Origin of the sequence: Nitratireductor sp., from assembly GCF_017794765.1 — a bacterium.
Taxonomy (GTDB): domain Bacteria; phylum Pseudomonadota; class Alphaproteobacteria; order Rhizobiales; family Rhizobiaceae; genus Nitratireductor.
This window is the reverse complement of the sequence record NZ_CP051236.1, coordinates 1,554,621-1,571,327: the sequence shown is the minus strand read 5'-3', so window position 1 is coordinate 1,571,327 and position 16,707 is coordinate 1,554,621. Positions and strand designations below refer to the sequence as shown.

At 61.5% G+C, this 16,707-nt stretch carries 14 protein-coding genes; 12 read left to right on the top strand and 2 right to left on the bottom strand.

The window, feature by feature from the left end:
* The first annotated feature begins 5 nt into the window (after nt 1-5).
* From HF949_RS07460 to HF949_RS07405, 12 genes are all read left to right on the top strand, one after another.
* Nucleotides 6-842 carry an IclR family transcriptional regulator gene (locus tag HF949_RS07460; RefSeq protein ID WP_292899504.1) on the top strand — a complete coding sequence of 279 codons (837 nt, stop codon included), beginning with the start codon at nt 6-8 and terminating at the stop codon, nt 840-842.
* 110 nt (nt 843-952) lie between these two features.
* Nucleotides 953-1,957 (top strand): ABC transporter substrate-binding protein, encoded by a 1,005-nt coding sequence (locus tag HF949_RS07455; RefSeq protein WP_292899502.1) that lies wholly within the window; start codon nt 953-955, stop codon nt 1,955-1,957.
* Nucleotides 1,954-2,748: an ABC transporter ATP-binding protein gene (locus HF949_RS07450; protein WP_292899501.1), complete on the top strand. Its 795-nt coding sequence runs from the start codon at nt 1,954-1,956 to the stop codon at nt 2,746-2,748. The genes HF949_RS07455 and HF949_RS07450 overlap by 4 nt, the downstream gene beginning before the upstream one ends.
* The gene (locus tag HF949_RS07445) at nt 2,748-3,533 is read left to right on the top strand and encodes an ABC transporter permease (protein WP_292899500.1); all 786 of its coding nucleotides are present in this window, start codon (nt 2,748-2,750) and stop codon (nt 3,531-3,533) included. The genes HF949_RS07450 and HF949_RS07445 overlap by 1 nt, the downstream gene beginning before the upstream one ends.
* Before the next feature lie 176 nt (nt 3,534-3,709).
* Nucleotides 3,710-5,611 carry a helix-turn-helix transcriptional regulator gene (locus tag HF949_RS07440; RefSeq protein WP_292899498.1) on the top strand — a complete coding sequence of 634 codons (1,902 nt, stop codon included), beginning with the start codon at nt 3,710-3,712 and terminating at the stop codon, nt 5,609-5,611.
* Between the two features lie 131 nt (nt 5,612-5,742).
* Nucleotides 5,743-6,771, top strand: coding sequence for an ABC transporter permease (locus HF949_RS07435; protein ID WP_292899496.1), 1,029 nt, complete (start codon nt 5,743-5,745; stop codon nt 6,769-6,771).
* Nucleotides 6,771-7,646, top strand: a complete 876-nt coding sequence (locus HF949_RS07430) for an ABC transporter permease (protein WP_292899494.1) — start codon at nt 6,771-6,773, stop codon at nt 7,644-7,646. The genes HF949_RS07435 and HF949_RS07430 overlap by 1 nt, the downstream gene beginning before the upstream one ends.
* Nucleotides 7,647-7,648: 2 nt before the next feature.
* The gene (locus HF949_RS07425) at nt 7,649-9,328 is read left to right on the top strand and encodes a dipeptide ABC transporter ATP-binding protein (RefSeq protein WP_292899492.1); all 1,680 of its coding nucleotides are present in this window, start codon (nt 7,649-7,651) and stop codon (nt 9,326-9,328) included.
* A 29-nt stretch (nt 9,329-9,357) separates the two neighbouring features.
* Nucleotides 9,358-10,914: a hydantoinase/oxoprolinase family protein gene (locus HF949_RS07420; protein WP_292899490.1), complete on the top strand. Its 1,557-nt coding sequence runs from the start codon at nt 9,358-9,360 to the stop codon at nt 10,912-10,914.
* Nucleotides 10,904-12,025, top strand: coding sequence for a DUF917 domain-containing protein (locus HF949_RS07415; protein ID WP_441338390.1), 1,122 nt, complete (start codon nt 10,904-10,906; stop codon nt 12,023-12,025). Before HF949_RS07420 ends, HF949_RS07415 begins: the two co-directional genes overlap by 11 nt.
* Nucleotides 12,022-13,107: a DUF917 domain-containing protein gene (locus HF949_RS07410; protein ID WP_292899488.1), complete on the top strand. Its 1,086-nt coding sequence runs from the start codon at nt 12,022-12,024 to the stop codon at nt 13,105-13,107. The genes HF949_RS07415 and HF949_RS07410 overlap by 4 nt, the downstream gene beginning before the upstream one ends.
* A 43-nt stretch (nt 13,108-13,150) precedes the next feature.
* Complete coding sequence (locus tag HF949_RS07405; RefSeq protein ID WP_292899486.1) at nt 13,151-14,722, top strand: ABC transporter substrate-binding protein; 1,572 nt, start codon at nt 13,151-13,153, stop codon at nt 14,720-14,722.
* 92 nt (nt 14,723-14,814) lie between these two features.
* Here the strand turns inward: HF949_RS07405 and HF949_RS07400 are convergent, their stop codons facing one another.
* Together HF949_RS07400 and HF949_RS07395 are read right to left on the bottom strand one after the other, a co-directional pair.
* Nucleotides 14,815-15,831, bottom strand: coding sequence for a glycosyltransferase (locus HF949_RS07400; protein ID WP_292899485.1), 1,017 nt, complete (start codon nt 15,829-15,831; stop codon nt 14,815-14,817).
* On the bottom strand, nt 15,828-16,676 hold the full coding sequence (locus HF949_RS07395; RefSeq protein ID WP_292899483.1) for a hypothetical protein: 849 nt from the start codon (nt 16,674-16,676) through the stop codon (nt 15,828-15,830). The genes HF949_RS07400 and HF949_RS07395 overlap by 4 nt, the downstream gene beginning before the upstream one ends.
* Nucleotides 16,677-16,707 lie beyond the last annotated feature (31 nt).

Genomic DNA, 16,707 nt, shown 5'->3' with positions numbered 1-16,707 from the left:
GTTTTATGGATAAAACACCCACACCTTCCCGAGACACTGTACTCTCCGACGACAAATACATTGTCCCCGGCCTGATCCGCGGCCTTCAGGTCTTGCAGGCCTTCACCCCCAATAACCGAGAAATGACGCTTTCGGACATCGCCCGCCAGCTCGGCACCACCCGCTCGGCGGCCTTTCGGACGGTCTACACGCTGACGCACCAGGGATACCTCCTGCACAATCAGCAAACCGCACGCTACACGCTTGGGCCCGCCGTTCTCCGGCTGGGCTATGGGTATCTGGCAACGCGCGAGCTGGTGGAGGTGGCCCTGCCCGAGCTCGAAAAACTCCGCGACGCGACCGACTGGTCGGCGCATCTGGGCGTGCGCGATGGTCGCTTCGTGCTCTACATGCTGCGCGTGCCCAGCCATATGGGGCTTGCCAGCATTGTTCATGTCGGCAGTCGCCTGCCTGCCGCCGGCACCACGATGGGCCGCGTCCTGCTCGCGGATCTCAGCGAGGAAGAGCTGATCCGGCTCTTTCGCGACGAGACCTACCAGAATGCGCCAGGCCAGACGCCGCGCAGTCTGAGTGAGGTGACCGCACAGTGGAAGCGTGACCGGAATGCGCGGTCGATTGTTCAGATCGGCAATTTCGAGACCGGCATCGTTAGCATCGCCGCGCCCGTGCGCGACATTGAGGGCAATGTCGTTGCTGCCATAAACGCCACTCAGGCAGCATCGGCCGACCGGGTCGACAGCATCGATGAAACAGTCCGGCACGAGGTCGAACGCACGGCAGATGCCATAACGCGCCTTTTGGGAGGTTTGCCAAAACCTTCTTCCCCAATCACGGACACATGACCCCCAAACGCTTGTTATCCGGCTAGCCAAACCGCTCTTGCCAGAGCCGCCGATTTACGATTAGACTTAATTGAACACTGAGTTCAAATTTGAACAGAGGGGCGCATAAAATGAAACTGACAAGACGAAACCTGATGCTGGGAGCGATGGGGAGTGCAGCGATGCTCTCGTTCCCCATCAAGGGACACACCGAAGAGACCTTCAACTTTATTACACCCTTTTCGCTTTCGCTTGCGTTCGCGCCGGTCATTTATGCGGATGCTGCGGGCTACTACGCCGAAGAGGGTCTTTCCATGAACCTTCAGGCTGGCAAGGGTGCGGCACTTGCCGCGCAGATGACCATTGCCGGGCAGATGGATTCGGGCCGTACCGGTGGCACCAACTACATCGTTTCGCGCGTCAACAATGATGCACCGCTGATTTCCATCGCCACCATCGCGCAGCGCTCCCCCTTCTTTGTTCTTTCCTCCACGGACAATCCGGTGAACGAAATCAGTGATCTGGAAGGCCGGACAGTCGGCATGGCATCGCTCGGCGGTTCCATGGAAGGCACGCTCGATCTGATGATGTCCGGTGCCGGTGTCTCGCCCGACACGGTGGAGAAGGTCAAGGTCGCGGACTCGGCTGCTTCCTTTGCCCTGATCGAGGCCGGTCGCGCCGGTGCCTTCCTCGGCAACACGTCCTCGATGATCATCGCCAGTTCGGCAAGGGATGATGTGAACGTCATGCCGATCGACGATGGCATGCCCGGCCAGGTCTATGTGGCGCGTCCCGATCAGATCGCGGAAAACCCGAAGAAGTTCGTCGCCTTTCTGCGTGCGACCCATCGCGCAGCCAGCGAGATCGTCACGACCGGGGATCTGCAGCCCATTCTCAGGACCATCGGCGAAAAGCACGAGGTCACCGGCCTGAACAATCTCGAGACGGCACAGAAGGATCTGCGTACCAACGCGGAGAACTGGGCTTCCAAGGGCAATGACAATATTCTGCGCAATGTACCGGAGGTCTGGGAAATGGCCGTCGGGCTGCTGGCCGATGCAAAGCTGATCGACAGGAAGGTCCCGGCCACGGAGCTTTATACCAACGAGCTCCTGGACCAGGCCCTCAAAGCATGACCACCGCAAATACCGCCGACATCCGCATTCTGGGTGTCGGCAAGACCTTCGGACAGGGCGAAAGCGCTGTCCGCGCCATCGGCGATGCCACGCTCGACATGCAGCGGGGGGACTTTATCTCCCTGCTCGGCCCATCGGGCTGCGGCAAGACCACGCTTCTGCGCATCATCGCCGGCCTGGAGCGGCCGAGCGAGGGCGAGATCATCGTCCGAAACCGCTCCGTCTGGGAAAATGGCAAACGCTCTGCGGAAGCCACCCGCCCGATCTCCATGATGTTTCAGGAAGCGCGGCTTTTTCCGTGGTTCACGGTCGCGGAAAATGTTGCCCTGCCGCTGCGGCTGCGCGGCGTCAGCAAGGCAGAGCGGGAAGAGCGCGCCCATGTCCTTTGCGAAACCGTTGGCCTCAAGGGCTTCGAGAAAGTTCGCCCTTCCGCGCTCTCCGGCGGCATGCGCCAGCGGGCCTCACTCGCCCGTGCCCTGATCACCGAGCCTCAGGTTCTGTTGCTTGATGAACCCTTCGGCGCGCTGGATGCCATGACGCGCGACACGCTCAACATGGAGCTGATGTCGGTCTGCGCGAAGGCAAATGTCACGACAATTCTCGTCACGCACTCCATCACGGAAGCGGCCTTTCTTTCTGACCGCGTCGTGGTGCTTGCGGCCCGTCCGGCGCGGATTACCGAAGTGGTCGAGATGCCCTTCGAGCGTCCGCGCACGCTCGATCTGCAACGCAACGCCGAATTCCAGGACATGCTCCTGCGCCTTCGCGCCAGTCTGACAGGAGACCACTGATGGGCACCGACCGTTTGATCCGCGTCGCACTTCCTGTTGCGACGGTAGCACTCTTTCTGATCGCATGGACGGTTTATGTCCGCACCGCCGAGGTTTCGGCCTTCATTCTGCCGACGCCCTTTCAGATCGTCGTCGCCTTTATCGAGCTCGTGAGCGATGCCGAGGTCTGGCGTCATGCGATGGTGACTGTCATCGAAGCGGTTTCAGGCTTTTTGATCGCCGTCTTTCTTGGCATCACGCTCGGCATGGCGATGGCGCGTGTGCAGATGCTCGAATGGGCCTTCAAACCCTTCATCGTGTGCCTGCAGCTCATTCCAAAGATCGCGCTCGCTCCACTTTTCATCCTGTGGTTCGGCTTCGGGCTGGAATCGAAAATCGTCATCGCCGCGGCACTTTCCTTTTTCCCGGTCTTCTCAAACGCGCTTGTCGCCTTCCGCTCCGTCGAACCGGGTGACCGCGACGTGTTCGTCATGCTGCAGGCAAATCCGATCCAGCGCTTCACCATGCTCGACCTTCCCACTGCCCTGCCCGTGGTTCTGGCCGGCATGGAAGTGGCGGTGGTGATGTCCATGATCGGCGCCATTGTCGGCGAATTCATCGGTGGCAATGAGGGCCTCGGTTATCTCGCTGTCGCCATGCTCCAGGAGCTTCAGGTCCCCGGCCTCTTCGCCGTCATCGTGCTCCTGACGCTGATCGGGCTAACGCTCTACACGCTGATCGCCCAGTTGCGTGGCTGGCTGACCCCTTGGCATGCTTCCGTGGCAGGCAAAACCCGGGACGCCTAGCCGCAACGGTTTCGCACAGGCTCGCATTCGTGGAAGTCCGACCCTTTCACGCCTGCGGGTTGCCCTCCACCGTGGTCCGGTGGCCAGCCGTTCCTTGCCAGGGCCTCCGGCAGCGGACTTTTCCCAGAGCCATAACGGCTTTGTGAAATTCCCCTTGCAGCGCTATACCGCTTCCCATGCGTTCGCCGCTGCCTGATCTCCTCGCCGATCTTGTCGACCTGCTTCCCCGGGACGAGCGGGCGCTTCTGCTTCGTCTGCATAGCGGGAATGAAGGCTCTGAGCTGTGCACGCTTTTGGTCGGAAGCCATGAGCGAGGCGCGGCCCGCAGGCTGGCCGGCAAGCTTCCCCGCACAATCCGATATCACCATGAAGAAAACACACTTGTGGCAAGGCGAAGCGCGGTAGAACACTTGTCGGGAACCGTGGCGCAAGAGGAGCGCTCGCAATCGTCCATGGACGATCCCGTAACGCAGATTGTCGCCGCTCAGGAGAATGGGGACCACCAGCGTGCGCTGACACTGTTTGAGGAAAATGGTGGCATCTACTTCATCCACTTCCATGGAAACGACGCCTGTCTCGACGTCCTGAACCGATTTCCCAGGGCCATGGTGGACACCGAAGAAACATTGACCATGGCGCTTGCCATGCACGCGCTCAAGGCTGGCAACGTCACCCATGCACGCTATCTCATGGCCCAGCATTTCGGCAACGAAATGCACAGTCTCGAAGCTGTCATCTCCGCGCGCGGGCGCTACCCGCTGGCAGTACGGCAGTTCCGGTTCCTGATGGCGATCTATGAAGATCAACCCATCTCCAATCAGCTCCGCGAAAAGCTCTTCGACATGCTCGCCGAACTGCCGATTGACGATCATCTGCATCGCGGCAGTTTCTACAACGCAATGCTCGCGGTCTGCCTGCAGCGGCGGGAACTGAACGAGGCCGAGGAGATCGCCAAGCGCGCGCTTTATCACTATCAGCAGGCACAGGCCCATCTGCTCGTCTTCTACATCGAACTGCATTGTGTCGTCTTTTCGCTGCAACGCGGCATGCTCTCAGAGGCGGAACTGCGCGTGCAGGCAGCGCGGAAGGCCCTTGAGCGCGTGCCCTTCGACGTCCCTGCCGATCGTCGACTTATGTCCTTGCTGGAAGGCGTTCTGGCCTACGAGAAGGGCGACGCCGAATATCTGGTCCGCTTCGTGGCCGAAGAGTTTGACAAGTTTGCCTATGGAGAAATCTGGCCCGCGGTGGTCGAGCTTGCGCTTGTCTATTGCTCGCAGGTGGTCAGCCGCCAGGTGGGGCTTGGCGCGGCGATCAGTTTTCTCGACAAGTGGCGCGTACAGGAATGGCGTTCCCGCCGCTTCAACACGGCGATCACCATGCGCGAGGTCGAGCTTCTTCAGAACGCCAATCGCTGGCAAGCCGCCGCCGACCGGCTCATGGCCGTGCAGTCGCGCATCAACCTGACTTGGGTGGAAACGGCAGAAGAAGCACTCTCGCGCCTGGTCGACCCCATCGAAATCGAACTAGCCATGGCATGGTTGCGCCATCTCATTCAACACCTTCCCCGAAGGCCTCTGCTGCGTGCCCAGATCGAAGCGCTGCTGCGCAATGAACATATTGGCGAGAGAGACAGGGGCCGGTTGCGGCTTTGGGCCGCCTACCTGGCACGGGTTCACCGCGACATGACCCGGGCCCGTCACCTGTTTGCAGAGCTTCTGGACGAACTGGCCCGCATCGGTGTCATCACCCACCTGCTCGGCGACATAAGCCTGGTGGACGCACTCGTCGATGACAAGCGGGTGGGGTCACAAGTGGTATCGACCGCCGAACGACGCGCGACACTACGAAAACTCCACGGGTTTTCTCCTGGGCGTGAAGCCAAATCCACGGTGCTCACCGCGCAGGAACTACGCGTTTTGCGACTTGTGGCCGAAGGCGGCACCAACAAATTTGTCGCGCGGCAACTGCGGCTTTCAGAGGTGACCGTCAAGTTTCACCTCACCAATACCTACCGAAAGATGGGCTGTCGGCGTCGTTCTGAAGCGGTCGCAGCAGCGCGATCACTTGGCTGGCTCTGAGGCAAAAACCTATACCATATTAATCAAAACCTAGACTCTTGAGGCGTTGCGACGGGACGCCTCACAGCCGCAGGATAACCAGAACAAAGATCGCACCGATACAGGTGCGGCGGTTCGGGGATCGAGGCTGCATGCAGGAGAACTATCTCTACACCTTCGCCAAGCGCATTGCCGGTTTCGTCGGCGTGCTGTTTGTTCTGTCGCTGATGATTTTCGTTCTCGCCCGCGTAGTGCCGGGCGACCCCGCCCGCATCGCACTCGGACCGAGCGCCTCGCAAGAGCAGGTCGACGCGATGCGTATGGAAATGGGGCTCGATCGTCCTCTGCTCGAACAATACGTAACTTACGCCACCAACGCGCTGCAGGGCGACCTCGGCCGCTCGCTTATCTCTGGCCGGGCTGTCAGCACCGAAATCGCGAGCCTGCTTCCGGCGACCCTGGAGCTTGTCCTTGTCACCGTCATCCTGATGGCGTTGCTGGCCATTCCGCTTGGCGTCATCACCGCGCGCTATCGCAACACCTGGATCGACAATACGGGACGGCTGTTTTCGATCGTCGGCGTCACCATGCCGAGCTTCCTCTTCGCCATACTTCTCCAGCTCTTTGCAGCATACTTCCTCACGGACTGGCCGATCATCGGCCGGATCGACCATTCGCTGGCCGCACCCACGGGGCCCACAGGGCTGCTCTTGGTGGATTCCCTTGTTCACGGACGCTTCGATGTGTTCCTGGACGCGCTTCAGCGCATTCTGTTTCCCGCGCTTGCGCTCGCCATGTCGGGTATCGGCCAGATCACGCGCATAACGCGGTCCGCAATGATCGAGAACCAGCGACGCGATCATGTGCTGACACTGCAGTCCTTCGGCGTGCCCGATCGCGTCATTGTCTTCCGCTATCTCCTCAAACTGTCTTCCATCGCACCGCTGACGATTATGGGACTGGAGTTCGCCTCGCTGATCGGCAACGCTTTCGTGGTCGAACTCGTCTTCTCATGGGGTGGCTTTGCTTCCTATGGCCTCAACGCCATTCTCCAGAAGGACCTCAATGCGGTGATGGGCGTTGTCCTCTTGTCAGGCCTTTTCTTCATCGTCGCCAATATCGCTATCGACATTATCCTGCTCATGCTTGACCCGCGTCTCCGTCTGAAGGAGGCGCGCTGATGCCCTCCAGCAGGCCTCTTGAACTCGAAGCTCTAACACCGCGCTACATGGCGTGGTACCGCTTCACGCGCAATCCCACCGCCATCATCGGCGCAGCCATGGTGCTATCGGTCATTCTGCTGGCGATCCTCGCACCATTGATTGTGCCCTATCCCGAACATGTGGGAGCGGCCGTCAATTTCCGGGCGCGACACGCCGCACCAGACCTTACCTACTGGCTTGGCACCGACAAGGTCGGACGTGACATTCTCACCCGGGTCATTTTCGGGTTCAGGGTTTCCCTTCTTCTGGTTGTGGGTGTTCTTGCCGTGGCGGTTCCGCTTGGAGCAGCACTGGGGCTGGCGGCCGGCTACTTCGGCGGCTGGACAGAGCGCCTCATCACCGGGCTCACCAATGTCATGCTGGCCATCCCGCCGCTGGTCATGGCGCTTGCGGTCGGCAATGTGCTTGAACCCAATCTCGTCAACGCGATGATCGCCATCACCCTTCTGTGGTGGACCTGGCATGCGCGTCTTGTCTATCGCGTTTCCAAGTCGATCGCGGCTGAAGATTTTGTCGAGGCGGCGCGGCTTGCCGGCGCAAGCCACTGGCATATTCTGACCCGCGAGATCCTGCCGAACTGCATCTCCGTCATCTCTGTCAAGACGACCCTGGATGCCGCCTTCGTCATCCTGTTCGGTGCGACGCTCTCCTTCCTGGGCCTCGGGGTCAAGCCACCGACGCCAGACCTTGGATCCATGGTGGCAGACGGTCGGCAGTTCCTGCCGGAGATGTGGTGGGGCGTTCTGGCACCCGGCTTTGCCATCTTCTACGCCACCCTGGGTTTCAACCTGCTGGGCGACGGGCTCCGCGACATGTTCGACGTGGAGGTTTGACGATGACCGCACTTCTCGATGTCTCGGGCCTTAACGTCGCCTTCCAGACCTATGGACGCCGGCACCATGTGTTGCGGGATGTTGCTCTGACAATCCCGCAAGGTGGTCGTGTCGCCCTGATCGGGGAAACGGGGTCCGGAAAATCGGTCACCAGCAAGGCCATTCTGGGAACGCTGCCGCGCAACGCACGGGTGGAAAGCGGATCGATTAAGTATCGCGATGAGGATGTTCTGAGCATGCCGACAGCCCGGCGCGACGCGCTCAAGGGCACCGCCTTTTCCGTGATCATGCAGGACCCGCTTTCCTCGTTCAACCCGGTGTTCAAGATCGGCAGGCATCTCGATGACGTCCTGTATCATGCCGACCGGCGTCTCGGACGCAGAACGGGCGCGGCGGAGCGTCAAAAGCGGATTTTCGAAGTCCTGCGCCGCGTTCAGCTGAATGATCCGGAGCGGATTGTCTCCGCCTATCCTTCCCAGCTTTCCGGAGGCATGCGTCAGCGCGTTCTGATCGCGCTTTCCCTTCTGCACCAGCCGGATCTCCTGATCGCCGATGAACCGGGGACCGCGCTCGACGTGACGACGCAGGATGAGATCATGAAACTCATCAACCGTCTCGTCGATGAAAACGGCCTCTCCCTGCTGATGATTACTCACAATCTCGGTGTCGTGCGGCAGATGGCGGACGATGTCTATGTGATGCGTTATGGCGAGATCGTTGAGCACGGACGTCTCGGCGAGATCTTCTCCACACCGCGCCAGGACTATACCCGTGAACTGATCGATGCGATCCCGCCCCTTTATGGGAAGAAGGTGGAAGACCAGAAGCCCGCGACAGCTGCGCCCATCGTGGAGATGCAGAACGTTACAAAGGTTTTTGAGCAGAAACCCCTGATCGGCCGGCGAACCAGACATGTGGCCGTTTCGGACGTGTCGCTATCGGTGCGGCGCGGAGAAGTCTTCGGCCTTGCCGGTGAATCGGGTTCGGGAAAAACCACCGTTGCGCGCATGGTCATGGGGCTGATCGATGCATCCCGCGGTACGGTGACTGTCGATGGAAAATCGGTCGCAAGCGAACGCGGCAGCGATGCCTTCCGGCGAAAGATCCAGATCGTTTATCAAAACCCCGGCACCTCTCTCAATCCGAAGCGCACCGTAGGTCAGACGCTTGCGGTCCCGCTCACATTTGCCGGCATGCACGGCAAGGCGCGAGACACGCGGATCATTGACCTTCTCGCGCAGGTCGACCTGCCGGCCAGCTATGTCGGAAAATACCCGCATGAACTATCCGGCGGCCAGAAGCAGCGCGTCGCCATTGCCCGCGCCCTCGCCGCCGATCCGGAAATCATTGTACTGGATGAACCGACATCCGCGCTCGACGTCTCCGTGCAGAAGAATGTCATCGCGCTTTTGACGCGGCTGCGCGAAGAGCTCGGCCTGACTTATCTCTTCATCTCTCACGACCTGTCACTGATGCGCAATTTCTGCAGCCAGATCGCGATCATGCTGCGCGGAGAGATAGTCGAGGCCGGCGAACCGCGCACGCTGTTCCAGGCGCCACAGCACCCATACACCCGCGCGCTCATCGCCGCCGTTCCGGTGATCAGCGACGAGGAAGAAGCCCACAAACCCCGCGTGAGCGATGAGGAGCGGCGACGCTACCTCGTCGACACGGCGGCCTGAGAACCGTTCAGAAAGGCAGGACCAGAAAAATGTATCGTCTAGGGATCGATGTTGGCGGCACGAACACCGATGCGGTGATCATGCAGGGCCGCAATGTGCTTTCCGGCGTCAAGGCCTCGACAACCGAGGACGTCACCTCCGGCGTGCGCGAAGCGATGGAAGCGGCAATTTCCAAGGCCGATATCGACCGTTCGAAAATCACGACCGTCATGATCGGCACGACACACTTCACCAACGCGGTGATCGAGCGCCGTCATGTGAATCCGGTTGCTGCGATCCGACTTGGCCTGCCGGCAACCGCCTGTCTGCCACCGATGGTCGACTGGCCGGACGACCTGCGCGAGGCAGTCGGGGGCCATGGCTATCTCGTGCGCGGCGGCTACGAATTCGATGGCCGCGAGCTTGCCGCACTCGACCTTGAGGAGATCGACCGAATTGCCGACGACATCAACGCCAAGCGCATCGGAGCCGTCGCGATCACATCCGTATTCGGTCCCATCAATGCGCAGATGGAAGAGGAAGCCCGTAAGCGTCTCCTGACAAAGTGCCCTGACATCCCGGTGGTCCTCTCCAGCGAGATCGGTCGTATCGGACTCCTGGAGCGCGAAAGCGCTGCCGTCATGAATGCAAGCCTGCTTCAGCTCAGTGCGCGTACGGTTGAAGCTTTCGCAGAGGCCCTGAAATCGGCCGGCCTTCACTGCCCGTTCTTCATCACCCAGAACGATGGCACTCTCATGGGCGCGGAGACGGTAAAGCGCTTCCCGGTGCTGACCTTCGCGTCAGGCCCGACCAATTCCATGCGCGGGGCCGCCTTCCTCACGGGAGTGCGCGACGGCATCGTTGTGGATATTGGCGGCACCACCACAGATATCGGTTCGCTCCAGCACGGCTTTCCGCGCCAGGCGGCCACTGTGGTCGACATCGGCGGCGTGCGTACAAACTTCCGCATGCCCGACGTGTTCTCCATCGGTCTGGGCGGCGGCTCGCTTGTGCGCCAATCGGGCGACCGGGTCACCGTTGGCCCGCAATCCGTGGGCTACCGCATCACGCGGGAAGCACGTGTCTTTGGCGGTGACACGCTCACCACGACCGATATCGCCGTAGCCCGGGGTGAAGCGGAGGTGGGTGACCGCGCCCGTGTCGCCGATCTCGATCCGGCCCTTCTGGAAGCAGCCCGCACCGAGATGACCAGCATGCTGGAGCGCGCCATCGAGCGCACGCGCCTTTCTCCTGACCCCGTCCCTGTCATTGCAGTCGGTGGCGGCTCGATTTTGATGCCGGAGCAGATCGGCGACCTGAAAGTCATGCGGCCGGAAAATTTCGCCGTGGCCAATGCTGTTGGCGCTGCAATCGCGCAGATCAGCGGGGAGGTCGACCGCATCTTCTCGCTGGAGAAAGGACTGACGCGCGAAATCTGCCTCAAACAGGCCGAGGACGAGGCGCGCGAAAAGGCCATCCGCTCCGGTGCCGTGGCCGAAACGATCGAGACCATCGAGCGCGAAGATGTGCCGCTGGCCTATCTGCCGGGAAATGCGACCCGCATTCACGTCAAGGTCGTGGGCGAGATGGGAGGTCATGATGCTTGATCGCCTGGACGGCCGCTGGCGCCTCGATGAGGCGATGGTCGACGCGCTGGAAATCGGCTCGGGCATTCTCGGCACGGGCGGCGGCGGTAATCCCTATATCGGCAAACTGCGGGTGCGCCAGGCTTTGCGTGATGGCCATGTCATGGAGATCATCCCTCTGGAAAGCGTTCCTGACGAGGCACGCATCGTGGCGATGGGCGGCATTGGCGCGCCTCTCGTTTCGCATGAACGCATCAAGGAGGGACGCGAAGGGCTGCGCTGTGTCAGGGCGCTGGAAGAGCGCCTGGGCATTAAGGTGGACGCGATTGCCTGTGAGGAGATCGGCGGCCAGAATTCCATGGAACCCCTCATCGCCGCCGCCATGGCAGGTCTGCCTGTCGTCGACTGCGACGGCATGGGCCGCGCGTTTCCTGAAATGCAGATGACCACCTATGCCATTTACGGGCATCGCTCGACGCCAAGTGTCATGTGCGATCCGCACGGCAATGTGGTGATCTTCGACCATGCGATTTCAGAACTCTGGCACGAGCGGATGGCAAGAGCCTGCGTCGTCTCCCAGGGCGGCGCCTCGACGCTGGCAAGCGCTCCCATGTCGGGAGAATTCATCAAGCGCTACGCCATTCCGCACTCCTACAGCAAAGCCATTTCGCTCGGGAACGCCGTACTCGATGCCCGACGCGAGCACCGCGATCCCGTCGAAGCGATCTGTGAGAGCGAAAACGGCGAAGTGGTGTTTCGGGGCAAGATCGTCGATCTCAAACGACACCTGGCCGGTGGCTTCGTCCGCGGCGAAGCAATCATCCAGGGTTTTGACATCCATGAAGACGATCAGGCCTCCATTCACATTCAGAACGAGTTCCTGATCTTCTCGCGCAACGGCGAGATCGAGGTCATCGTGCCTGATCTGATCGTCGTTCTGGACGCCGACAGCGGCGAGGCGATCTCCACCGAGATGCTGCGATACGGCCAGCGCGTGGCCGTGCTCGCCCTTCCCTGCCATCCGCTCCTGCGCAGCCCCGAAGCGCTTGATGTGGTGGGCCCGAAAGGGTTCGGCTTCGGAGACATCGCCTTCAAGCCGATGGACATGAACGACAAGGGAGGCGCGGCATGACATCCTTCTCCGTGAACGCGGATGACATGGACGCCATTGCGTTGGGTGGCGCATTTCTGGGTACCGGCGGCGGTGGCGATCCGTATATCGGAAAGCTGATGGCAAAGCAGGTCATAGCCTCGCACGGTCCTGTCACCGTTATTTCCGCCGACGAACTTCCCGACGACGCCTTGTGCATCCCCGTCTGCATGATGGGAGCTCCGACCGTGATGGTCGAGAAACTGCCCAATGGCGAGGAAGCGCGCGAGGCGCTCAGCCAGCTCGAGACCTTTCTGGGTCGCAAGGCCGATGCCCTCATCTGCATTGAGGCCGGTGGCCTGAATTCCACCATCCCCTATGCCGTTGCAGCCGCCACCGGGCTGCCGCTGGTCGATGGCGACGGGATGGGCCGGGCATTTCCGGAATTGCAGATGGTGACGCTGACGATCCATGGCATTTCGGCAACACCGATGGTGCTGGCCGATGACAAGGGCAACAGCTCGGTGATCAATGCGATCTCCAACCGCTGGACCGAAAGACTGGCGCGCTGCCAGACGGTGGAAATGGGCGGCGCGGCACTTGTCGCACTCTACCCCATGAGTGGAGCAGAGGTGAAACGCGGCATTCTTCACGGCACCATGTCGCTGATCAAGGAGATCGGCGAGACGATGGCGGCGGAGCGCAAGGCAAGCCGCAATCCTGCGGCCGCCCTTTTGAAGCGCCTGGACGGCAAGCGCCTGTTTACAGGCCGCGTCGTCGACATCGACCGGCGAACCGTCGGGGGCTTTGCCCGCGGCAAGGCTCTTTTCAAGGGGATCGACGAAGACGAGGGACGCAGCTTCACCGTCGAGTTCCAGAACGAGTTCCTGGTCTGCCGCGACGATGATGGCCTGCTGGCCGTCACACCCGATCTGATCTGCGCGCTCGATGCCGATGGCGGCCTTCCCGTCACAACAGAGCAGCTTCGCTACGGGCTGGCGGTCAATATGATCGGGCTTGCCTGTGATCCCCAATGGTCGACCCCCGAGGGACTTGAGCTCGTTGGGCCCCGATACTTCGGCTACGAGCATGACTACGTGCCGCTGAACCAGATGTCCCGGTGAGAAGGACGCAACATTGATGGAACCAGAGAAGAGGAACAGGACAATGAGACTTTTGAAACATGCGCTGGCCGGTGCGGTTCTCGCTGCCACCACAGCGTTGACTGCGCCGGCTATGGCTCAGGACAAGCTTTCGCTTGTCGTCAACGTGGTGCAGATCTTCGGTACGGTCGACCCGGCCAAGATCACCGACTACACCGAATATATGGCTGCCGTGAATCTCTATGACGGTCTCACCACCGTCAGCAGTGGCGGTGAGGTGGTGCCCCAGCTCGCGGAAAGCTGGGAGGTCTCCGACGACAACCAGACGTACACGTTCAAGCTGAAGCAGGATGCGACTTTTCAGGATGGCAGCCCGGTGGAAGCCAAGGACGTTGTCTATACCCTGCAGCGCCTTCTTTCGCTGAACGAGGGTCCGGCCTACCTCTTCTCCGATCTCGTCGATCCGGAGAACGTCAAGGCGCTCGATGACCATACGGTTGAAATCCGGATCAACCGCGTCTACGCGCCGTTCATTTCCATCACGCCGCTGGTTCTCGTGGTCAATTCTGATGTGGCCAAAGAACAGGACGGCGAGTGGGGCGAGGATTACCTGGCCGAAAACAGCCTGGGCGCCGGCCCCTACAATCTCAGCGGCTGGACCCGCGGCGCCGAGATGATCATGCAGCGCTATGAGGGCTACCACGCCGGCTGGGCCAAGGATCGTCCGATCGACGAACTGCGTTTCGTCGTTACGCGCGACGAAGCCACGGTGCGCGCGCTCGCCCAGCGTGGCGAGCTGGGTCTCTCCTCCCAGTATCAGAGCAGCGAGACCTACAAGGCCATCGAGGCGCTCGACACCTACAAGCTCATCGAGGCAAGCACCGCGACGGGCTTCTACCTCAAGGTCAACAACCAGCTCGCACCCACCGATGACGTGCACATCCGCCGCGCCATCGCCTATGCGCTGGATTATGCGACCATCCGTGAGGTCATCTATCCCGGCGGCGAGATGAAGAGCGTTCTTTCCTCGCTGTTCTCCGAGGCGCATCTGGACGAGCTCCCCTCCCCCGAATACAGCCTTGAGAAGGCCGCCGAGGAAGTCGCCAAATCAAAATATGCCGGCGACAAGCCGATCAAGCTCGGCCATGCCTATGTCGCCAACACGGCGTTCGAGGAGGAGATCGGTCTGCTTTTCAAATCGACGCTGGAGACCATCGGTTTCGAGGTCGATCTGCAGCCGGAGCCGTGGAACCGCATCACCGAGCTCGCCACCAAGGTGGAGACGACGCCCAACACGGCACAGGTGTTTTATGGTCCGACCTATCCTTCGCCCGATTCCGTGTTCTTCGTGCAATACCATTCGCGCGCTGCGGGCACCTGGTCCTCGATGTCGTGGGTGAACGACCCCGAGGTCGACGCGATGATCGACAAGTCCCGTGCAACGGTGGATGAGGCGGCGCGCAACGCCATCTACAAGGACATCCAGGCGCGCCTCCACGAAAACATGGCCGAGATCCCGCTTCTCACCCAGTTGAAGCGCATGGCCGCTCACTCCTGCCTCCAGGGCTATGCGGAAGTGCCCATGCAGAGCTGGGACTATGACTTCTCGCGCATGTGGTGGTCCTGCGAGGGCTGAGCCTTAAGCGGCTCATCCCACCGCAACCGAAGCCAGCAGGCCCCGAAACCGCTCGGGGCCTGTTTTTGTTTGGCCATCAGCTTTTCTGCCGGTCAGGATCGGGCCGAGGCTTTTTGCGCGTGCGAAGGGGCGCCGCCTGCCGCCGCCTCCGGCAGGCCCGACCACGCATCGTCGCGCGCAATGCGCCGCGCCTCGCGCATGCCCCGCGTGATGCTTCCCATCCCCTTCAACCGGCGCTCCACTGCCACCAGCCGCAGGATTTCCTTGAGGGCGACGAGCGCCGTACCGAAGGCGAAGGGTATCGGCCTGTAGCAGCCCTTTGCGCGCAGATAGTGCACGAGCAGCCCGCGATTGCGCATCATGTAGAAGCGCGAGAGATCCGATGCCTCGGCCAGATGCCGCACGCCCAGGCTGATCTGCCGCTGATTGCGCAGGCGCTGCAGCACCACCCCTTTCACACACACGACATCGGTCACATGCGAGGCCAGCCAGCCATAGGCGAGATCGTCCCAGGTGATGAAGAAGCGCGGATCGGGAAAGCCGATCGCATCGACCACCGAGCGGTGCACGAAAAGGCCCTCGAACGTGGCGAGGTTCGTGTGCCACACATCGGCGCGTCGAAAGAGATTGCCGGGGCGCGGCAGCGCCACGCCAAGGGCGGGAAAAAAGACGTTCTGGAAGAAGAACGGCCTGCCGTCGCTGTTCTCCCGCTCTCCCATCAGGCAGCGATATCGGCCGGCATGGGCAAGCAGCGTCTCGAGCCCGGAAGGGGCGAGCGCCACATCGTCGTCCATCAGCCACATCCATTCCGCGCCGGCCGCGTGGGCCAGGCGAACCCCCTCGTGAAAGCCGCCTGCTCCGCCCAGATTGCGCTCAAGCAGGCGATAGTCGAGCTCGACCGGCCCAAGGGCAGCGCGCGCCGCCTCCACCACGGCGGGCGTCTCGTCGCCGCTGGCATTGTCGATGATGACGAGGCGCTCCGGCAAAAGGGTCGAGCCCGCCACGCTTTCCAGCAATTGCGCCAGCATGGCGGGCCGCCGATAGGTGACGACCACCACCGCCACGCCCCTGGCGATCCGCCTGCCTTTGCCCTTTTCGACGCCGGTCACGGGTTCAGATGCGGCGCGCGGTCGAAGCGATAGGCCAGTCCGTCGCGGAAGGCCCGCCACCAGAAAGCGAGCCCCGCCCAGTCGAACCGCCGCTTGACGATATAGACAAAAGGATAGAGCACCAGATCTCCCACAAAGCTCTTCAGCCGCCGGTGTCGACGCGCCAGATAGCCGCGATTGCGGAAGAAGTAATAGCGCTTGAACTCGGTTTCGGGAATGAGAACATTGACGCGGCCGGAAATGATCGGGACGATCTCGCCCCAGCCCGGCGGGTGGGCCACCACGGCATTGGTGACCGTGCCGAAGCGGATGCCCGCGCGCCTGAGCCGCACCATGAAATCCACCTCATCGCCGCGGATGAAGAGCCGCATGTCGGGCAGGCCGACCTTGAAGAAGACATCGCAGTGCACAAGCGCACCATTGAAGAACTGGGCCATGGAGGGGATGAAGTCCAGCGTCTCCACCGCCGCGCGGTCATGCGTCAGCTTTCCGCGCACGCGGAAGGGAAAGGACAGGCGCTGCTGGTCCTCTGGCGCGACGATGATGGGCGAAACGACCTCCAGCCCCCGCGCCTTCGCCTCTTCCAGAAGCGTTTTGAGGCAATCCTCACCGACCGGAAAGGCATCATCATCCATGATCCAGACCCACTCGGCCCCGCCGGCCAGCGCCGAGAGGATGGCATAGGAAAACCCGCCGGCACCGCCCATGTTGAGGCGGGAGGGGATGGAGTGCAGCGCAAAGGCCGCGTCCTCCTGCGCTTCCGCTGCCACCACGCGGACCACATCGCCGGCCAAAAGCCCCTGCTGCCGCGCAAGCAGGCGTTCTTCTGGCAACGCGGGATCCATGGAGACGACCGCAACGCGTATGCGCGAACCG

Excerpts from the sequence above, each read along its gene's own strand:
- HF949_RS07460 (WP_292899504.1), top strand. The coding sequence starts at position 6 with ATGGATAAAACACCCACACCTTCCCGAGACACTGTACTCTCCGACGAC.
- HF949_RS07455 (WP_292899502.1), top strand. The coding sequence starts at position 953 with ATGAAACTGACAAGACGAAACCTGATGCTGGGAGCGATGGGGAGTGCA.
- HF949_RS07450 (WP_292899501.1), top strand. The coding sequence starts at position 1,954 with ATGACCACCGCAAATACCGCCGACATCCGCATTCTGGGTGTCGGCAAG.
- HF949_RS07445 (WP_292899500.1), top strand. The coding sequence starts at position 2,748 with ATGGGCACCGACCGTTTGATCCGCGTCGCACTTCCTGTTGCGACGGTA.
- HF949_RS07440 (WP_292899498.1), top strand. The coding sequence starts at position 3,710 with ATGCGTTCGCCGCTGCCTGATCTCCTCGCCGATCTTGTCGACCTGCTT.
- HF949_RS07435 (WP_292899496.1), top strand. The coding sequence starts at position 5,743 with ATGCAGGAGAACTATCTCTACACCTTCGCCAAGCGCATTGCCGGTTTC.
- HF949_RS07430 (WP_292899494.1), top strand. The coding sequence starts at position 6,771 with ATGCCCTCCAGCAGGCCTCTTGAACTCGAAGCTCTAACACCGCGCTAC.
- HF949_RS07425 (WP_292899492.1), top strand. The coding sequence starts at position 7,649 with ATGACCGCACTTCTCGATGTCTCGGGCCTTAACGTCGCCTTCCAGACC.
- HF949_RS07420 (WP_292899490.1), top strand. The coding sequence starts at position 9,358 with ATGTATCGTCTAGGGATCGATGTTGGCGGCACGAACACCGATGCGGTG.
- HF949_RS07415 (WP_441338390.1), top strand. The coding sequence starts at position 10,904 with ATGATGCTTGATCGCCTGGACGGCCGCTGGCGCCTCGATGAGGCGATG.
- HF949_RS07410 (WP_292899488.1), top strand. The coding sequence starts at position 12,022 with ATGACATCCTTCTCCGTGAACGCGGATGACATGGACGCCATTGCGTTG.
- HF949_RS07405 (WP_292899486.1), top strand. The coding sequence starts at position 13,151 with ATGAGACTTTTGAAACATGCGCTGGCCGGTGCGGTTCTCGCTGCCACC.
- HF949_RS07395 (WP_292899483.1), bottom strand. The coding sequence starts at position 16,676 with ATGGATCCCGCGTTGCCAGAAGAACGCCTGCTTGCGCGGCAGCAGGGG.